Raw genomic sequence first — 19,986 nt, forward strand, 5'->3', positions numbered from 1 at the left:
ATTTAACCAATAATAGGTCAAAATATTGAGGTGCTGAATCAGGCCATTAAACTGGTACTGCCTAAAGATATGCACAATTCTTTAGCTAAACCGTCCCGGCATGATTAGCTAGATGGATCTTGATTCATTCTTTTTAATTCAATTTGAAGACTTTCAATTACCTGATTAATGACACGACCAACCTGGTCTATTAAAGGAATGAGCACTGAAACCTGGGCATTTTCATCACTTAAGGTTTCGATATCCCTTATCACACGTTGAATCGAGACAATACCCAGGTGATCAATGGTTGATTTAAGCTTATGCGCCAGTTTTGATACCGCTGGAAGATCGGTATTTGCTAAAGCCTGGTTGAGATCAGCAACAGCAGTAGGCATCTGATCACAGAACATCTGAATCATCTTCGCAACAAAATCTTCCCTCCCCTTGCTGATCACATACAGGCCATCAAGGTTATAAAGCGGGATCTCAACATCTGGCGGAGCAGTTTCAACTGACTTTTTCGCCATCCATTTATCAATTACGGTAATAAAGAGCTCTTCTTTTATCGGCTTTGTAATGTAATCATCCATTCCAACGGCTATACATTTTTCCCTTTCACCCATTATCGCCGAGGCGGTGAGTGCAATAATAGGACCGTTGAAGCCTTTTTTTCTTAGTAACCGGGTTGCATCATAACCATTTAGAACAGGCATTTGAATATCCATCAGAATCAGATCAAAATCCTCCTTATCAACCATATCAATAGCCATCTGACCGTTTTCAGCAATCATGATCTGACAACCATAGTTCAATAATACGGTAGAAGCAACAAGCCTGTTCATTTCGTTGTCATCAACGATGAGAATTTTTTTACCTGAAAAAAGATCTTCACTCAGTGTCAATTTTTCCTCTACCGGAAGATCGGCACCTACGCCTTTCATCAGCTGGATCACAAACGAAATGTCAGAGCCCTTACCTTTTTCACTTTTAATATTAAAATGCCCACCCATCTCAGCAACGAGCTTTTTGGATATACTCATGCCTAATCCGGTTCCGCCATATTGACGTGATACAGACTCATACTCCTGGCTGAAATTATCAAAAAGACGTTTGATAAATTCAGGCTCCATTCCTATTCCCGTATCCTTCACCATGATCTCAATTTCCTGGGAATCACCAAAATCTTTCAAGAGACTCAATGTCAGGGACACAGATCCTCTATCCGTAAATTTTACTGCATTGCTAAGTAGGTTCAAAACTACCTGACTAATCCTGTAAGGGTCTCCTATCAATACAGGTGCAATATCATCAAGATGGGGTTGAAAATAATTGAAAATCAAGCCTTTTTTTTCGGCTTTATGCGTAATCACCCGAATCACATCCACCAGCACTTTTGAGATATTGAGCCCAATAGATTCAAGATTAACTTTTCCGGCCTCAATTTTAGAAAGGTCTAAAATATCATTTATAATGACCAATAGATTCTTTGATGCCGTCTGTATGGTTTGGATACAATAATCCTGCTCAGCCGTAGGATTGGTTTTGGAAAGCTGGTTGGCCATAGAGATAATGGCATTCATGGGGGTTCTTATCTCATGACTCATATTCGCCAAAAACATATCCTTGCTATTAGCAGCCTTTTCAGCTTCTAATTTTGCAGCCATCAGCTCAAGTTCCTGCCCTTTGTTACGCGTGATCTCGAAATTAACCAGCAGAGAGCCGATTTGTTCTTGTTTATGATTAAAATTGATGCTTTTACATACCAACCACCATTTCTTCTCCCCGTTTCCATCTAAAAACTGAATTTCCCTCACCTCTGATGTGATGCTATTGTAAGCTATGGAATCACCATTTTCTGTAAATATTTTATCAGTCCACAATTCTGATATTGATTTGCCCTTAATATCGACAAAATTATAACCCGAAATTTCGCAAAAACTCCGGTTTGCATAAACAATCTGCCCTGCCATGTCGAGTTCCGCCAAACCAATTTTCATATTTTCGATCACATGACGATAACTGTATTCATTAACCGAAAATGTCTGGTTTCCTGTATCGTTATGCTGATCGGCATCAGCGTTTATACCTGGTTTAAGGGACTGATTTTGATTAAGGGACCATTGCGAGTATCCAGCGAAAAAAAACTGGTTTTGGCCAGCTATCTTTTCCCATTTACCAGATAGCCTTACCGGCTGCTGTTTCATGGTTATCCAGCTGTTTTCGAAATTAGTACGTTGAATATCTTCATCAATATGTAAATCCGTAAAATAATCGAAGATCGATTCGCCAAGCCTGTCACCACAAATTTCTTTTAGGCTATCCCCCAGTTCAATAATGGTCATAGCTGCATCAATAATGATGAAAAATGGAAATAGCCTATTAAGCTGTTTACTGTCTAAGGACAAAAGGGCTCTGCTCATCATTTTATACTACAATAGTTAATTGGGGTCATATCGCTCATCAGTACCTGATATTAAAGTTACAAGTTAACATTTGAGAAACAATAATAAGAGATCAAAGTTCTGCCTAAGGATATAATTAAGTAAGATAGCTACCCGTTTATCTTGAGAATTTTATACTCCTAAAAAGAATAATAAAAGAGTTAACTTTTTTTTTTGCTATAATTGTACTAAAATGTCACCGTGTCTAAATTAGATTATTATTACTAAAATTTAAATTATTTCGAATTTATTAACCGGATGCACAAACGCACTAACTATTAAAAATCAATTTGTACAATCAAATGCCTGGCAGCTACTTTCATATAGGGATTGTACAAAAAAATCACATTGAAGTACTCCTATCAACGCTTCTTCACCAATGAATCAACAGAATAATCCCAAAATACATATCCTGCTTGTTGAAGATGATGAATTTATGCAAGCAATACTTAAAGAAATATTGCAGCCTAAATACCGCATCGATATTAGGCCAGACGGAATCACTGCGCTCACTTTTTTACAGGACGGAAACATCCCGGATCTGATTATTTCTGATTTAAATACGCCCAACATGAGCGGTCTTGAGTTAATCGAGCAGCTAAAGGCAAGCGACTTTTTTAGTTCCTTACCGATTATGATTCTTTCCGGCGAAGAAAGTTCTGATAAACGCATCAGATGCCTGGAAGCTGGCGCTGATGATTTTATGGTTAAACCTTTCAATCCAGCCGAATTAGAAGCCAGAATAAAGATGGTGTTAAGACGCGCTGGAAAAAGCAACTTTTAATGGTAGAGAAACTGGTCAGCAACCCTATTGAGCCCGGCATTATTGCCATGGTCGGCTTCGAAAATTCTACAGAACGTACCTTTTTTGAAAACTGTAGTCTTGAGGATATGCAGCTTGCCTATTTTGACAATGGTTTAAAACTGGCACAGGCATGGGCGGAACAAGATCTTAACATCGTGGCCATCATATCCAACAGCGAAATTTTATCCAACGGAGGCCTTACGCTGATCGAAACACTCAAAAATATACAGATGCCAAGCGTGCCTTTCTTTTTGGTTGTAAAATACTTCAATCCGAATTTAAGGATACTGGCCCTTACCGCTGGCATATCAGATGTATTCAGGCTGCCCATGCAACAGGACCGGGTAGAGAAACGTATTATTTTTTTTATTAAAAACTGGACGGCGTTAACCAAAAGCCTTTCCGTTAGACCCAATGTAATACGTCCTATCGGATTGGCCAAAAGAATGTTTGACATTTTCTTCGCCAGTTGTGCATTAATTGTACTATTTCCACTGCTTTTGATCATTGCCCTTTCCATATGGCTGGAATCTAAAGGTCCTGTTTTTTACTATTCATTGCGTGCGGGAACCGGGTTTAAAGTATTTAAGTTTTATAAATTCCGTTCTATGTATGTAGATGCGGATAAAAAAATTAAGGATCTGATCCATCTAAATCAGTACGATATAGACAAGAAGGAACAAAAAACAGCAACACCTGACTCCGTTCTTTGTCAGGAGTGCTTATCGACAGGAAAATGCCAATACCCGCTTTATGGAGATGGTGTTCAGTGGTGTGAAAAAGATGGCGGTTATTTTGCCACTAACAGCGGGGCTGCTTTTTTCAAGATCGCCAATGACCCAAGAATTACCAAGATCGGCAACTTCATCAGAAATACGAGTATTGATGAACTACCACAGTTATGGAATGTAATTAAAGGTGACATGAGTATTGTGGGTAACCGGCCATTGCCCATTTATGAAGCTGAAAAGCTGACTACTGATCGATATGTGTTGCGGTTTGCTGCACCAGCCGGAATAACTGGTTTATGGCAAGTGGAAAAACGGGGGAAAGGCGAAATGAGTGAGGAAGAGCGCCTGCTCCTTGATAATGAATACGCTAAGAACCAAAGTTTCACCAACGATATCAAGCTTATTTTAAAAACCATACCTGCCCTGTTCCAGAAAGAAAGCGTTTAACTTGTCTTCGCCCCGCTAATTTATGGAACAATAAAAATTCATTTATCATTGTTCACGTAACGATCAGGCGGACAAGGCTTACCGTTTCAAAAATCCTTACCAGCGTAGAATACAGGGGATAAAAACGCCGAATAAACCACATTTCTCAAATTTTGTTTTTGATATTCATCAACTAATCGTAATATTAAGTAATAACAAAACCATTAGGTAATTTAACTCGAAGGTAGATAAACTAAAAATTAGGCTTTTAAATCATTTGTTTATTTCTGCTTATATTAAGTAATTAACAATGCGCTGCCTCACAAAAAGTTCGAAATGCAAGAAAATGAAAATGCTCGTCTGGAAGCACTTTATAATTATGAAATCTTAAACTCTGGCAAAGAAAGGGGATTTGACAGACTCACTGAAATCGCATCATTGATCTGCGAATGTGAAATATCATTAATTTCTTTCGCAGAAAAGGATAAGCTATGGTACAAATCAGCTACTGGCCTTCTTATTGAAGAGGTGCCCCGGGGCTTTGCCATATGTGAGTATGCCCTACTGGGCAAGGAGGCGTTTATTGTAGAAGATACACTGGAAGATGAACGTTTCAGGCACCATGCACTATCTGAGGAAGGCGTGAAAGTGAGGTTTTATGCCGGATATCCATTGATAGACCCTAATGGATTTACACTAGGCTCTATCTGCGTAGCAGACCTGGCCCCAAAAAAATTGACAGATACACAGCTGCGGATTCTTTCTTTGCTCGCTGAAGAGGCGATATCATTGATCATAGAACGCCGTAAAAAAGAAGAATATAAAAATTTCAGCACGCTATTTAATGATTCAGAAGACCTGATCTGTATTCTGGCACCAGATGGAAAATTTAAAAAGGTAAATCCTGGCTTTAATAAACAGCTGGGATACGATGAAGCGGAGTTGAAGCAAAAAACAATCTTCGACTTTATTCCTCCACAAAGCTTGAAAGCGGTTCGGGAAATTTGGGGCAATTTAAAAAATGGTCAGCCATCCGGTGCGCTTACACACGCCGTCATCACCAAAGATGGGCAATACAAAACTATTCAATGGACCGCCACAGCTGAAAAAGCAAACGGAAACTTTTTTGCCATTGGACGTGATGTAACTGCTGAATTTGAAAGGAACAGGGCTTTGAAGATTAGCGAACAGAAGTTCAAAGCTTTCTTTGAAAGTTCTCAGGGATTAATGTGCACCCATGATCTGGAAGGAAATTTTCTATCCATTAACTCCGCCGGCGCAAAAATACTCGGTTACAAAAAATCGGAGTTAAAGAATAAGAGCCTTTTTGATATTGTACCTGTAGAAAGGCATGATCATTTGCGTAAATATTTGTCAGATATTACGGAAAATGGATATGCAAAAGGCCACATGCTGGTGAGAAAGAAGTCTGGAGAACATGGAATCTGGTTGTATTCTAATATCATGCAAACAGATCTTGATAACAAGGCTTATATTGTTGGCAATGCTGTTGATATCACCGATCAGAAAAAACTTGAGAACGAATTAATCCACACGCGAAACCTTTTGGAGGAAACCAGTAGACTGGCCAAAATAGGTGGATGGGAACTTAACCTGAACGATGGAAAAGTGACCTGGACAAGTACTACCCGGGAAATACATGCTGTGCCAAAAGATTTTGTCCCCACATTAGAGAACGGACTTAATTTTTACAAAGAGGGGGAAAGCCGGGAGAAAATACAACATGCCATTGAGGAATGCCTGCAGACTGGAAAAGGATGGGATCTGGAGTTTGAGATCACGGATTTTAACGGCAGGGAACTTTGGGTTAGGGCCAAGGGGAACGCCGAATCTCCAGAGGCTGCCAAGCATCGCATCTACGGAACATTTCAGGATATTGATGAACAGAAGCGGGCCCAACTGGCACTGATAGAATCTAAAAAATTACTTGATGATGTATTGTCAGCGTCCACAGCGGTGAGTATCATCGCTACTGATACCAATGGCATCATTACTGTTTTCAACCGGGCTTCAGAACTATTGCTGGAGTACACTGCCGAGGAAATGATCGGCAAGCAAACACCAGAAATCCTTCATGACCAAACAGAAGTAGAAGAACTTTGTACAAGTGTATCCTCTACACTGGGTTATGATGTTAAAGGCTTTGATGTTTTTAAACAATGTGCAGACAGCCCACAAACCGAGCGCCCCTTTACCTTCATCACAAAGTCTGGGAAACGTTTAAGGGTTTCACTATCCATTACTTCGATAAGAGACTCGGAGGATAAAATTATTGGCTACCTTGGCATATCTACAGATATTACGCAAAAAGAGGAAACCGAAAAGGCACTTGCCCGGGAGAAAGCCGTTTTACTGGCCTTTATAGAAAACGCACCTGCCTCCATAGCCATGCTTGACAAAGACATGCGGTTTCTCGCAGCCAGCAGAAAATGGATAGAAAACTATACACAGATCACAACCAATATAGAAGGACTGTGGTATTATGATGTATTTCCTAACCTATCAGAAGAACGTATAATTAATCATAAAAAAGTACTGAGTGGCGAGGTGCTGAAAAAGGAAGAAGATGTTTATATTGATGTCCGGAACAATATGCCACATCACATTTCGTGGGAAATGCGGCCTTGGTATCACCTGGATAATGCGATAGGTGGCATCATGATCTGCACACAGGATATATCAGCTTCGGTAAAACACCGGCAGGAAATCACGGTGGCCCGGTTACGTGCAGATCATGCCAATTCGGCTAAGTCTGAATTTCTTGCCAATATGAGCCACGAGATCAGAACGCCACTCAATGGGGTGATCGGTTTTACCGATCTGGTATTAAAAACTCAGTTAAGCGATACCCAAAAGCAATACTTGACCATCGTAAATCAATCTGCAAATGCGTTGTTGAGTATCATTAACGATATCCTCGATTTCTCAAAAATTGAAGCAGGTAAGTTTGAACTGGATATCGAAAAATGTGACCTCTATGATATTGCCTGGCAGGCTAGTGACATCACTACTTACCAGATCCAGTCCAGAAGCCTGGAGATGCTGTTAAACCTCCCGCCTGATCTGCCAAGATTTGTATGGACAGATGCGCTGCGTTTAAAACAGGTTTTAATAAACTTATTAGGAAATGCAGCCAAGTTTACTACCAAAGGTGAAATAGAACTTAGAATAGAGCAGCTGGGCAAAGAAGGAGGTCAGTGTAGGTTTCGGTTTAGCGTAAGGGATACCGGTATAGGGATCGAAAAAAGCAAACAGGAAAAGATTTTTGGTGCTTTTTCACAGGAAGATTCCTCAACCACTAAAAAATATGGCGGCACTGGCTTAGGATTAACCATTTCCAACAAGTTATTGAACATGATGGGCAGCCATCTTGAACTCAAAAGCATCCCAGGCGAAGGAAGTACCTTTTTCTTTGAAGTAAACCTAAAATGTGAACAGGGCGAACCCATAGAATGGAGAGGAATAGAGAGCATCTTAAATGTACTTGTTGTTGATGACAATGATAATAACAGGGATATATTGGTGAATATGCTGTCCCTTAAAAACATCCAGGCTGACCAGGCCAGGAGTGGCTTTGAAGCCTTACAGTTTCTGGCAGAAGGAAGGATATACGATGCCATCCTGATGGACTACCACATGCCATACATGGATGGCCTGGAGACCTCGGCAAAAATCAGGGAGAGCTTTACATTTGAACAGGACAGACTTCCATTGATACTGCTTCACAGTTCATCAGATGATGAAAAAATCATCAAAGCCTGCAAAGACCTCAAGATCGAACATCGCCTGGTAAAACCGATCAAGATGCATGAACTTTACCAGGTGTTATCCCGGCTTAAAGCTCCGGAAATTGCACCTGATGATGCGGATCAATCAGTCTTCTCTGATGAAACCGTTGAAAATGAGTTTAAATTTATGGTGGTAGAGGATAATGAAGTGAACAGATTTCTGGCCCGCGCGCTGATTGAAAAACTTCATCCCAAAAGCATTATACTTGAAGCTGAAAACGGTGTTAAAGCGCTGGATATCTTCAAAATAGAATCCCCGGATCTTATTTTCATGGATATTCAGATGCCAGAAATGAACGGATATCAGTGTACCCGCGAGATAAGGCTGATTGAAAAAGGAAAAAGAACACCTGTTATCGCCCTTACTGCAGCCAATGTGATGGGTGAGCGGGAGAAAAGCCTGGAAGCAGGCATGGATGATTTTATTACCAAGCCGGTTTTAGAAGAAAATATCGAAACCATATTAAAAAAATGGTTGCCTGACGGTAAAAAGTCTAATGCCAATACCGCTGAAACGATTAAACCTATTCATTTTGACAGCAGTAAACTGGAGTCTTATCTGGACAATGATACAGATCGAATCAAAAAAATAATCGGCATTACAATCGCACAGCTCGATCAGACATTTATTCAGCTAGGAGGAATAGGCACTCCTTTTGATGCTGAAACGATTATTTCACTTTCACATAAATTATATGGGATGGCTTCTTCAGCTGGCCTGAAAAACCTGGCTGAGATCAGCTCCAGAATGCAGGAACTTGATATTGCTGATCATGTTTCGCTAAAAGCCGGTGCTGAACTCCTAAAAAAGGAAATTGAAGTGCTTATTCCATTACTGAAAAAAAGGTACGCGGACTAATGCTTCAAGAGGCTGTATTATCAGTAGAAAATTGTCAATCCTGATGGATAATTTATTATAAATCAAGATAAATAATACAAACCAGAGTTCGATTAACAAGGTGCTTTAATTGGAGTTATTTTGCTCATTCCATGAACGGTCGATACCCTGAACTTGTTTCAGGGTAGAGGCTTGGGGCTTCTCAGAAATGATTTTGAAGATTTTTGGCAGAATAATATTTTGAAAGGGCGTCATTCCCGTAAAAACGGGAACCACAGGAGTGCTCAGCGAAGCTAATCTTGATGCGATAAAACGGCAACTAAATAAGTCCATACCAAAGCATTAAGGTGCCCAGTCAAGCTGAGCATGACGGACATAGCGAAATTTAATTCTTTTGCTATTTCTGAATCTTATTTTGAGACAGGCTTATTAATAACTTAACAATTGCATCGTAACGCCACATCAATTAATTTAGTCGCAATTTCCTAAACAGATTTCTCCGCCAGGGCCGAATGATTGTATGCGAGAGGCGTCATTTCGACTGGAGCTTACCAATCTTTCATCGGTAGCGTAATGGAGAAATCTTTGAACTTCTACTTTGGATATAGATATGGATTCCGCCTCAAAAACTGGCAAATCTCAGGAAATTCTCAATCTTCCCACTCATTTATGATAGCTGTTAAGTTATTCCAGCCTTTATTAAATTTGTCAATTAAAGTATCTTTTTTCGGTCCACTCCAATTTTTCAGTTGCTTTTCCCTATCTGTAGCTTCTTCTATTGTAAAATAAACTTCATAATAAACGCAAATATTTAAGTTGTACTTTGCTGTAAATGACCTCGGATAGATTTTATGCTGATGCTCATAAACGCGGCTTCTTAAATCAGACGTTACACCTATGTATAATGTTGCTCTTTGATAATTGGTCATGATATAGATACATCCTCCACGTTCCATATCAATGAATTTAAGAATAAGATCGTCATTTCTATCAAAAATTCGTGCTTTTGGTTGGAACTACTATTTTTCATTGTTAACAGAATGGAGAAATCTTCAAAGCTGGTTTTTTAAGATTTTAAATGATTTAGCTTCCCTGAGGGTTTTGTTTCCCGTTCGGTAGGATGGAGAAATATTGTTTTTTACCACTTTTAAAGATTTCTCTCCCAAAGGTTCGGGACTGCGCTCCAGTCGAAATGACGGAAACTAGAGTCACTCAGTTCCAGTATGATATTTACTTGAAAAAATCATCATTTCGACCTTAATGCCTGCACGTAAAGGCGGGGAGACATCTTTGAACGCCGGTTTTGTAAGATTTTTAAATGATTTAGCTTCGCTGAGTCTTCGGGTTCCCGACTGTAAGGCATTTTGCCCGAAATCTTCAACCTAAGTTTAGTATCACCTTAAAAGATTTCTCGACTGCGTTACACTCCGCTCGAAAGGACGGCCATTCTTTAACATACAAATGATAATACAGTCTCCTCAAGTATCTTCTTCTCGCTCCGGTAAAACAACGTGAGTTATGGGTATTTATAGTTGACTATCAATTATTACAAAGATAATTCATCATTATAAGGTGGGATATGAGCGAGCCGAAGCAATCTATCATGCACTTTATTATCAAAAAAGATTGCTTCACTCCCGGGCGCAGTCCTTTCTTAAGTTCGCAATGACGAAATTAAGAGCAAAAACTCATGTTGAAATAGGAACTTGCCTCTTAAAAATCGTGGTATATATTCCTGAAGCTACTTCTGATGCCGAACGTTACTAAGCTGCTATTTTCTGCAGCAGTGACGTTAATTTCCCGGCGGAATGCGCCCGCCAATTCCAAGCGAAGGTTGTATTTAGGATTAAGCAGATAGGAAACCTGGGCGCGGGCAAAATAGAGATTGGTTTTTATTCCCTGTCCAATTTTACTGCCGTAGTTCACCGTTCGTGTTTCGTAACTTTTAAAAATATCGCCGCCATAATTTAAGCCGGCAGGATCTTTCCCATATTTGGAATAAAGCGCTTCTCCCTGCAGATCAAAACGTTTGTAACTATAGTTTAAAATACCTAAAAACTCCCTGAAATTGGCACCGTAGGGATGTGCCAGTGGTTGGTTGTAATTGGCATAATTTGATAACCTGTCAAAATGGGCATAGGTATACGGACGGGCAGTATTGAATTCAGCCAGGTAATTCAACCCCTTTACTTTTAAAAGATCTGATCCGCGTAATCCCAGCTGAACAGCATATTTATTGGCCCAGTAGCCATTGCCTGCAAAAAACTCCTTTGCGGTGAACTCGTCAAACATAAACTGCCCGTAAATTGCAGTATTCTTTAAAACTTCGTATTTCGCATTAAAGCCTAACCTCATCTTATCAGGCGAGGTGGTATTGGTGTTTTCAACCGGCCTTAAAAATATAAATGGGTGTACATAATTAAAATCAAAACCACGTTTACCTTCCACTTCAGCATCTGCCCAGGTCACGGCCTGGAAAAATCCGATAGAAAGTTTTTTTGTCGCATTCCAGTCTACATAATGCGCTGCCATCCACTTTCCCCTGTCACCAAGTCTGCGGTCCGCAGCAAGTTTAGGTGCACCCGGATCAAGCATATAAGCAAAAATGGTTTGGTATTGTACCGCGCCCAGTGTGGCCCTCACCCTTAAAAAGGAATAATTGGAAGATACATCAGAAAGCAGCATCGAACGGTATCCATCACCAATAAAATTCTTATCATAACCAAGGGATAGGTTTAGGTGTGCGTTAGGCGTATAAGACAATAGCGCCGTTACATATGACCAGTCTTGTTTATCTGTTCCTAATTTTCCAAAACCCTGACCTGGAACAACCTGGTTAGCGACAATATAACGGTTTACATAATCAACAAATTTACCCTGGTTCTCAAATCCGTTCAGATAAAAGGAAAACTGTTTCCCTACGGTTCCGCCTACCTGAAAACCCCTTGTGTTTAACCATGTGCTCCGTTTACCGCTAAAATCTCTACCCACTTGAAAATCCGGTAAAAAATCAGCATAAACCTGATAATCCTCGCCATTAAATTCCAATAGATGTTCATTAAACAGCTTTCTATGGACCCATGAACGTCTATTCAGCGTATCCATCCCCATTTTCATTAATGAATCATATGACGTTGCAATTTCATCTGCATCTGCATAAAATCCTTTGATAGCGGAATGGAACTTATTATCCTGGCTATAAATCTGTTTATTTAATTTTTGATAAAACTGGTAATCATAAGGAATATTCACATTTGGGGTAGACTGACCCCAGGCACTGATCACAGAAAAGCTCAGAAAAGCCAGAAAAAAAACTCTCTTCATTTTATTTATTAATCAAATGGTCAAGCTCTTCGAATACTGAGTTCATACTCTTAAACTCCGGAACCATTTTTTTCATATTGGTCACTACCTGCATGTCATCATCCTGTTTAGCAGATTTGATCAGTTCGGCAATGTTGCTGGCCACCTCGTCAAATACATATTCCCTTACTCTGCCAATCATAATTTTATCATGATGGGTAGGCATGGTATTCTCATTGTCATTTAGTAGCTCTTCATAAAGTTTCTCTCCCGGACGGAGGCCTGAAAACTCTATTTTAATATCTACATTGGGCTCAAGACCAGCCAGTTTGATCATCTTTTTGGCCAGGTCAAAAATCCTTACCGATTTACCCATATCGAAAACAAATATCTCGCCTCCGTTGCCCATACACCCCGCCTCAAGTACTAATCTACAGGCTTCCGGAATGGTCATAAAATACCTGGTGATATCAGGATGGGTAACCGTTACCGGCCCACCTTTTTCAATCTGCTGTTTAAAGCGCGGGATCACTGATCCGTTAGATCCGAGTACATTGCCAAATCTGGTGGTGATGAACTTGGTTACAGGTCTTTTTTCAAGCCGGTTAATATAACTTAGGCCATTACTGAAAAGAAAATCACGCTGCCCCAATGAATTGTTAAGCGACTGAACATATATTTCTGCAATTCTTTTAGATGCGCCCATGATGTTCGTTGGATTAACCGCTTTATCGGTGGAAATCATCACGAACTTCTGAACGCCATATTTCACGGCTTTATCAGCAACTGTTTTTGTACCCAACACATTTGCCTTTATCGCTTCGGCAGGATTATCTTCCATTAAAGGAACATGTTTGTACGCCGCAGCATGATAAACGTAATCCGGCCTGTACATGTTAAATAGCTTGTCCATGCGCTGTTCATCCCGCACATCTCCTACAAAAGACTGATAATTTTTAGTGCGGTCGCTTTCATCAAGTTCCAGATAAAGTTCATGCAGCGCCGTTTCAGATTGGTCGCAAAGGATAATCAACCCGACATCAAACTTTGATAACTGCCTCACAATCTCACTTCCAATGGAGCCTGCAGCCCCGGTAATCAGAATCCGTTTTTTGTGCAGCATCTTGCCAATACCTTCAATATCTATCCTGATCGGTTTCCTGTTCAACAAATCTTCAATATTCAATTCCTGAATCTGCGCGGGTTGTAGTTTCCCATTCGTCCAGGCATTTGCCGGCGGAATGTTTAACACCTTAATGTCGTGCTCTAAACATAGGTCTACAATAGCGTCTCTTTTTTCAGCAGGAATGGTATAAGATGCGAAAATAATTTCATCTATGGCATGCTTAGCAATCAAATGCCCAAGATTCCGGGCATCCATAATGCTTACGCCATCAATTGCCTTACCTACCTTACGCTGGTCGTCATCAACAAAGGCCACAATGTTTTTATTCACTTTATCATCATGATCAAAAGTTCTTTTGGTAGCCATGCCCGCTTCACCTGCACCATAAATGATGACCTTTTTTTTATCCAGTTTCAGATTTTTGATGTACATAAAAAAGTACTTGATAAAAACGCGGTACGTAATGAGAAAAACAAAGCTAAATAAACCCGCAATAACCAATACCGTGTTTGGTATTTGCGGCTTTTTCAGAAAACTGATCGCGATGAGGTTGAATATAAAATAAGCTCCGGTTGAGATCAAAACCGAGGATAATATTCGAATGGAGTCTTGTGCGCTTGTATATCTGATGATACCAGAATAGCTCTTGGTACATAAAAATACGATCGAATTAATTAAGAGCAACAGCAGTAAGTTATCCGACAACTGGTATATATCCACTGATGTCAAGTTTAAATTAAACTTTAACATGTAGGCGAAAATCATCGCTAGTGAACCACAGGTTAGATCAAGACTGAAAATAACCCAACGGGGGACAATATTAATTTGTGTAAACAATTTTTTATAGGCTAAGGTGTGTATTTAAAAGACAACCACCATGAGCAATAACCTTGCCAGTTATTAAACACAGGGATTGTATATTTCCGGCACAATAAACCAATAATTTGCCGGAAAATTCAATATACCCTTAGGCCCAGAGGCTTTTTGGATAGTCTCCCTTTGAGGTCAGTTGCTCCAGTTCAGCCCGTACAATTTCAGCATCCTCTTTAAAGGTTACGCCAAACCACCTCGCATCTGTTTTAACCAGGCTCACCGTTCCTTTACCCGTATTGATTAACTGATCCACCACTTCCGGAATCAAAAACTCAGATTTTAGATTCCCATCCTGCTCATCCAGGAAATTGTAGTACGCTCCTTCGCTCCATTCCACAAATGCTGGCGTAAAGCAGAAAAAATTCATACTTACAGGTGTGAGTAAATCCATTTCCACTTCATGCTCTTCACTAACCCTGAATGCTTTATCCTCACGTTTAAAGATTTCTTTTCGCTCCGTAATCCCCTCCACAAAACCTTCACCATCTACCCTGATCTCCCCACGTGTAACCGCCCCGTGTTCACTTAGTGTATTTTTTAACTGATAACCCAGGCAGGCATATTTTCCATCCTGAATGGCTTCACTTAGAAATTTGTATGCTTTTTTAAAAGCGTCCAATCCATAAAAATCATCGGCATTGATTACCGCAAAGGGTGCATCAAGCACATCCTTGCAACATAATAAGGCATGCTGTGTTCCGTAAGGTTTAACACGGCCTTCAGGTACAGGCCTGCCATTTCTGAATTTATCCAGGCTTTGATAAACATATCTGGTTTTAACCTTACCCCGAAGCTTGGGTTCCATGACCGCTTTAAATGCTTCGGCAAATTCTTCCCTGATGATAAAAACAACTTGATCAAATCCGGCTTTAATGGCATCAAAAATGGAATACTCCATAATGGTTTCGCCAGCAGGGCCAAAAGATTCTGTTTGCTTAGCACTACCATAACGACTGGCCATTCCGGCTGCTAAAATGACTAATGAGGGCTTTAGATGGTTCATGTATTATTTTTAGAGATGATGTCAAAAATACACTTTTTTTTTCGTGAAAAAAAAAGACCAAGACCATTCAAGATATGTTTTTTTCTTCTATTACAATAAAAAACAACAAATAATTAACGTTAAGTTAATATTAACAGCTTTTTCCCAACTAAAACTAGAAAAAGTTGACTAAAGTCATCAAAATAGCGCTAAAAATATGAAAAAACAATGCAAAATCAGCCCAAAAACAGAAAATAAACATGCATTATACTTATCTTTGTGTATCATTTGACTCCATAACAATTTTTACTGCAAACAACCTTATTTTAATGATCATGGAAACACCAGAAGTAGTCAAACGCGAGATTAAGTGCCCCAAATGCGACAGCGAACTGAATCGAATTCCTAGAAATCTCATTTTAAAGAAAATACTTCCTTTTCTTCCGCTCAAACATTATATCTGTTACCGGTGTAAACGAAAATTTTACAGAATCAGTTCGTGACATAAAACGCCTATTTTTATTAAACCAGCTACCGAAGGTTTAATTGGCGGTTATTACCTTTTTTTATCATAAATTAAAATACATACATTTCGCTTAGATCATCACTAAAACGTTTAAGCAGGTCCTAGTCATCATGACCACTCCCAACAACCTAGACTTCATAACTATTTGATTAAAATACAGTCTCATTAACGATCCGTTCCTAACCGATTCATCATGCTGAACTTCCGCCTGGCCGATCGGACGGGTGTTTCAGCATTATTTTAGTAAGAAAGTCCCTGACCACGAGGTAGCTACAAGGCCGTTTAAAATACGATTTTCACTTGCAAAATAAATTACGCTCGGTGAGCTCGCTAAGGTCCGGTTCGGGATGAAGTCCGCTCAATCTAAAGCCTTTATAAACTACTGAAAGGCCATATTAATCATCAAATTCGAGTGAATAAGAATCAACGCTAAATCCGATCCTGTAATCGAAACCCTTTACCCTGGCCCAATACCGCTCAATTTTCACTCATAAACACCCGTAAAAGCTGGTCGGAAGAACGACGGTCCAGATAAATAATGCATAAAGAGCTAATTTTCAAAAGCCTAACACGCACAACAATAACCAAAAGAAGAATCTAATTATGAAATTAGTGGTTAACCTTTTAGATACTGGTAATTAATAAGCATTCTCTTCACCCCTGAAAACATTGATGATGGTCATGAATATGATTTTTACGTCCAGCATGGCTGTCCAGTTCTCCAGGTAAAAAATGTCAAATTTTACCCGGTTCTCCATCGCATCGTTCTCTTTTGTTTCGCCCCTGAACCCATTAACCTGTGCCCAGCCCGTGATGCCCGGCTTTAAAAAGTGGCGGACCATAAACTGACTAATAATTTTCTTATACTCTTCTGTATGTTTCAACATATGCGGCCGTGGGCCGACAACACTCATTGAACCGAAAAAAACATTAAAAAACTGGGGCATCTCATCCAAACTGGTTCTACGCAAAAAGTGTCCGATTTTGGTAATCCGATCATCATCTTTGGTCGCCTGTTTTTTGTCACTGTCCCTGTTCACTTTCATACTCCTGAACTTCCAGCACCAAAACGGCTCATCATTTCTTCCACTCCTCAGCTGTTTAAACAATACGGGTCCGGGGCTTTGAATTTTAATCAATATCGCAATGATCGGATATAACCAGCTCATGACAAACACAATCACAAAGGAGCTAAATATCACATCGAACGCCCGCTTTTTAAAACGGTTACCCATAATCTCCAAGGGTTCATTCCTCAAGGTGATCATTGGAAATTCCCCGCCCATATAAGATATGGTATAAGGGGCCGCCAATGCCCCGCCAATATCCGGCACAAACTTCAGCCGCACGCATTGCTGATCTGCAACGGCGACCAATCTGCTTACATCATTCATCCGATGGGGTGCTATAGCTACGTAGATTTCCTTCACGCCAGACTCAACCGCTTTTTCTATTTTTCCTGATATCCTGTCGTTGCCATCCATCGAATCATATATATCCTCATCATCGCCAACAAATCCAAAGAAATTTAAACTCCGTTGTTTATGGATATAGTCTGATAACCTTATGGCCGTATCATTAGATCCCATTACGGCCACCTTTTTTGCGGCGTTAAATTTGTTGATCACCACGTACTGAATAAACGTGCCCACAAACCTGTTGAGAATAAATGCGCTTACGAGCGCGATATAAAAAACAATCAAAAAGGTTCTTGAAAATTCATATTCTGCAGAAAACAACAGGTAGGATAGGTATAAAACAAAATGCAGCGCTAAGGTACGGTAGGTCCCCCTATAAATGCGCTCCAGTTTCCTGGCACCATATGAGGAGTAAAGCCCAAAGATTGCAGATCCGAAGAGCCAAATCAAATTATAAACAACCACATGGTGTTTATCCATTTCATTGTGTACATTTTTACCTAAAAAAGGGGTGATATGATAGGCAGAAAAATACACTACATTAAGCATAATTAAGTCAGTAACTGGCAAAATATACTTAAGCAGGTATAAGTAGCGCGTTGGGGTCATACTTAAGGGATGAAATTAGACAAACTCAAATTTAAACAAATATTTAGAGCTAAAAGCGATCAGGAGTAAAAAGTTATTGATATTTGTAATATAAATTCATTCACATGCGCTGCAAATAAAGGGCATGGCAAAAAGCAGCTATCGGTTTTAATCTTTATTAAACGGAATGGTTATACACCAATTCCGTTTACCTGGAAACCTATTTCCCTTAGCGCTTTATGATCCAGCACATTTCTACCGTCAAAAATTTTCGCCGGTTTTAGCATCTTGTCATATATCTGGTTCCAATTATAGTCTTTAAAACTCATCCCACTCTGTTAAAACCGCTATGGCATGAGCGCCTTCACAGGCCTCATAAGGATCCTGAAATACACTTACCCCATTTTGATTGGACGCTACCGACCTCGTTTCCAAATATTCCAGATCATGATAAATTTGATCCTTTTGAACTTTAGGGTCATAAACCTGAATATAGGCCTGTTCGTTCAATAATTCGTCAGCCACATATATCGCGGCAGACTCCCTTGTATCATTGGTATCTTTTTTAAATGCCCAACCCAGAAAGGCAATTTTTTTACCAGATACGGTATTGTACAGGCTTTTCACGATATTTAACGCAAAACGTTTTCGCTGATGATTGTTCATGATGATCACCTGCTCCCAATAATCGGCTACTTCCTGTAAACCAAAAGACCTGGAGATATAAACCAGATTCAAAATATCTTTTTGAAAGCATGATCCGCCAAAACCTACCGACGCTTTTAAGAACTTCGGCCCGATGCGGCTATCCGTACCAATGGCACGAGATACCTCATTGATGTTAGCTTCTGTTTTTTCACACAGTTCAGATATGGCATTGATTGATGATATTCTTTGCGCTAAAAATGCATTAGCCACAAGCTTAGAAAGCTCTGAAGACCAAACATTGGTCGTAAGGATGCGTTCCCTCGGGATCCAATTGGCATAAACCTCTACCAAGGCAGCAATGGCTTCCTTCCCTTCCTCTGATTCGTCTCCACCGATCAATACCCGGTCAGGATTCAATAAATCCTCCACAGCAGTACCTTCCGCTAAAAACTCCGGGTTAGATAACACCTGAAATTTAACGCCGCTACCGGTATTATGAAGAATATCACGTACTGCTTCTGCAGTACGAACAGGCAAAGTTGATTTTTCTACAATGATTTTATCGGAAGTAGATACCCGTGCGATTTGTCTGGCACAAAGTTCTATCCATTTTAAATCCGCACCCATTCCCTTGCCAGAACCATAGGTTTTGGTTGGTGTATTTACAGATATAAACACCATCTCAGCTTCAGCAATGGCTTGATCTACATCTGTTGAAAAAAACAGGTTTCTTCCTCTGGCTTCCGCAACTACCTCACTTAAACCTGGCTCATAAACCGGGATATTGTTCACATCAGGATCGTTCCAGGCGGCAATACGCGCTTCGTTTAAATCAACAATGGTCACTTTAATATCCGGGCATTGTTTTGCAACCACTGCCATAGTAGGGCCGCCAACATAGCCTGCACCTATGCAACAAATGTTTGTAATTTTTCTCATTTAATGGTTTATTAGATTGAATTGGAATAGATATGTAAAGTTAATTTCTTTTTTAAGCTTAATAAACTTTTTTTAAAAAAACTTAGTGTAAAATGTACACTATAAGTAAATTTTAAATCAATATGAATATATTCATTTTAAATAAACCTTTTTTTAAAGATTCAATTTTTACAGTTTTTTAAAACTTTGTTGATTGTATAATTATCTCCTTAAAAGCATGAATGTAATCATATGCATAACGCTATAATTTGGCACTTATCAAAATGACATTTCCTTAAGGGGGGAATCACATAAAATTTAAAGGTGAAGGCATTAAAGGAAAGGTGCCTTAATTGACTGCAGCCAAATGAATTCATGGTTTTCGACAAGAACATTCATTGCCATGGATGAAAAATATTTTTGATCCACTGAGGTTCTCAGGCTATTCGTTGCTCCATCTAAATACTTATCTTAAAACGGCATTATTTGCTTACTTAATTAATCTGGTCAGGCTTCCCAAGCCCGCGATTCATGCCTCTTATTTTTGATAAATTATTTTAGCCATCCCATTT

The 19,986-nt window shown here is 39.6% G+C and carries 12 protein-coding genes; 3 read left to right on the forward strand and 9 right to left on the reverse strand.

Going from position 1 to position 19,986, the window contains the following annotated elements:
- Positions 1 to 104 precede the first annotated feature (104 nt).
- On the reverse strand, positions 105 to 2,405 hold the full coding sequence (locus PGN18_RS09270) for an ATP-binding protein (RefSeq protein ID WP_335319175.1): 2,301 nt from the start codon (positions 2,403 to 2,405) through the stop codon (positions 105 to 107).
- Positions 2,406 to 2,802: 397 nt separating this feature from the next.
- Here PGN18_RS09270 and PGN18_RS09275 point away from each other — a divergent pair, with 397 nt between their 5' ends.
- The 3 genes from PGN18_RS09275 (at position 2,803) to PGN18_RS09285 (ending at position 9,053) form a co-directional block, all read left to right on the forward strand.
- Positions 2,803 to 3,207, forward strand: coding sequence for a response regulator (locus tag PGN18_RS09275; protein ID WP_335319177.1), 405 nt, complete (start codon positions 2,803 to 2,805; stop codon positions 3,205 to 3,207).
- Positions 3,207 to 4,406 (forward strand): sugar transferase, encoded by a 1,200-nt coding sequence (locus PGN18_RS09280; RefSeq protein ID WP_335319178.1) that lies wholly within the window; start codon positions 3,207 to 3,209, stop codon positions 4,404 to 4,406. Before PGN18_RS09275 ends, PGN18_RS09280 begins: the two co-directional genes overlap by 1 nt.
- A gap of 315 nt (positions 4,407 to 4,721) precedes the next feature.
- Complete coding sequence (locus PGN18_RS09285; protein ID WP_335319179.1) at positions 4,722 to 9,053, forward strand: PAS domain S-box protein; 4,332 nt, start codon at positions 4,722 to 4,724, stop codon at positions 9,051 to 9,053.
- Positions 9,054 to 9,158: 105 nt separating this feature from the next.
- On the opposite strand, the gene PGN18_RS09290 is transcribed toward PGN18_RS09285, so the two are convergent.
- From PGN18_RS09290 to PGN18_RS09325, 8 genes are all read right to left on the reverse strand, one after another.
- Positions 9,159 to 9,365: a hypothetical protein gene (locus PGN18_RS09290; protein WP_335319180.1), complete on the reverse strand. Its 207-nt coding sequence runs from the start codon at positions 9,363 to 9,365 to the stop codon at positions 9,159 to 9,161.
- Between the two features lie 317 nt (positions 9,366 to 9,682).
- Positions 9,683 to 9,988 (reverse strand): GIY-YIG nuclease family protein, encoded by a 306-nt coding sequence (locus tag PGN18_RS09295; RefSeq protein ID WP_335319182.1) that lies wholly within the window; start codon positions 9,986 to 9,988, stop codon positions 9,683 to 9,685.
- 757 nt (positions 9,989 to 10,745) lie between these two features.
- On the reverse strand, positions 10,746 to 12,356 hold the full coding sequence (locus PGN18_RS09300; protein WP_335319183.1) for a gliding motility protein RemB: 1,611 nt from the start codon (positions 12,354 to 12,356) through the stop codon (positions 10,746 to 10,748).
- Between the two features lies 1 nt (position 12,357).
- Complete coding sequence (locus tag PGN18_RS09305) at positions 12,358 to 14,298, reverse strand: polysaccharide biosynthesis protein (protein WP_335319184.1); 1,941 nt, start codon at positions 14,296 to 14,298, stop codon at positions 12,358 to 12,360.
- A gap of 130 nt (positions 14,299 to 14,428) precedes the next feature.
- Complete coding sequence (locus tag PGN18_RS09310; protein WP_335319186.1) at positions 14,429 to 15,337, reverse strand: nucleotidyltransferase family protein; 909 nt, start codon at positions 15,335 to 15,337, stop codon at positions 14,429 to 14,431.
- 1,143 nt (positions 15,338 to 16,480) lie between these two features.
- Positions 16,481 to 17,869: an undecaprenyl-phosphate glucose phosphotransferase gene (locus tag PGN18_RS09315; RefSeq protein WP_335319188.1), complete on the reverse strand. Its 1,389-nt coding sequence runs from the start codon at positions 17,867 to 17,869 to the stop codon at positions 16,481 to 16,483.
- Between the two features lie 170 nt (positions 17,870 to 18,039).
- Positions 18,040 to 18,177, reverse strand: coding sequence for a hypothetical protein (locus tag PGN18_RS09320; RefSeq protein ID WP_335319189.1), 138 nt, complete (start codon positions 18,175 to 18,177; stop codon positions 18,040 to 18,042).
- Positions 18,167 to 19,435 carry a nucleotide sugar dehydrogenase gene (locus PGN18_RS09325; protein WP_335319190.1) on the reverse strand — a complete coding sequence of 423 codons (1,269 nt, stop codon included), beginning with the start codon at positions 19,433 to 19,435 and terminating at the stop codon, positions 18,167 to 18,169. The genes PGN18_RS09320 and PGN18_RS09325 overlap by 11 nt, the downstream gene beginning before the upstream one ends.
- Between the last annotated feature and the right edge of the window lie 551 nt (positions 19,436 to 19,986).

The sequence above is a fragment of the Pedobacter terrae genome (genome assembly GCF_036946585.1).
Lineage (GTDB): Bacteria > Bacteroidota > Bacteroidia > Sphingobacteriales > Sphingobacteriaceae > Pedobacter > Pedobacter terrae_C.

Coding starts and splice junctions, on each gene's coding strand:
- PGN18_RS09285 (WP_335319179.1), top strand. CDS start 4,722: ATGCAAGAAAATGAAAATGCTCGTCTGGAAGCACTTTATAATTATGAA.
- PGN18_RS09300 (WP_335319183.1), bottom strand. CDS start 12,356: ATGAAGAGAGTTTTTTTTCTGGCTTTTCTGAGCTTTTCTGTGATCAGT.
- PGN18_RS09290 (WP_335319180.1), bottom strand. CDS start 9,365: ATGGACTTATTTAGTTGCCGTTTTATCGCATCAAGATTAGCTTCGCTG.
- PGN18_RS09315 (WP_335319188.1), bottom strand. CDS start 17,869: ATGACCCCAACGCGCTACTTATACCTGCTTAAGTATATTTTGCCAGTT.
- PGN18_RS09280 (WP_335319178.1), top strand. CDS start 3,207: ATGGTAGAGAAACTGGTCAGCAACCCTATTGAGCCCGGCATTATTGCC.
- PGN18_RS09275 (WP_335319177.1), top strand. CDS start 2,803: ATGAATCAACAGAATAATCCCAAAATACATATCCTGCTTGTTGAAGAT.
- PGN18_RS09310 (WP_335319186.1), bottom strand. CDS start 15,337: ATGAACCATCTAAAGCCCTCATTAGTCATTTTAGCAGCCGGAATGGCC.
- PGN18_RS09320 (WP_335319189.1), bottom strand. CDS start 18,177: ATGAGTTTTAAAGACTATAATTGGAACCAGATATATGACAAGATGCTA.
- PGN18_RS09295 (WP_335319182.1), bottom strand. CDS start 9,988: ATGGAACGTGGAGGATGTATCTATATCATGACCAATTATCAAAGAGCA.
- PGN18_RS09325 (WP_335319190.1), bottom strand. CDS start 19,435: ATGAGAAAAATTACAAACATTTGTTGCATAGGTGCAGGCTATGTTGGC.
- PGN18_RS09270 (WP_335319175.1), bottom strand. CDS start 2,405: ATGATGAGCAGAGCCCTTTTGTCCTTAGACAGTAAACAGCTTAATAGG.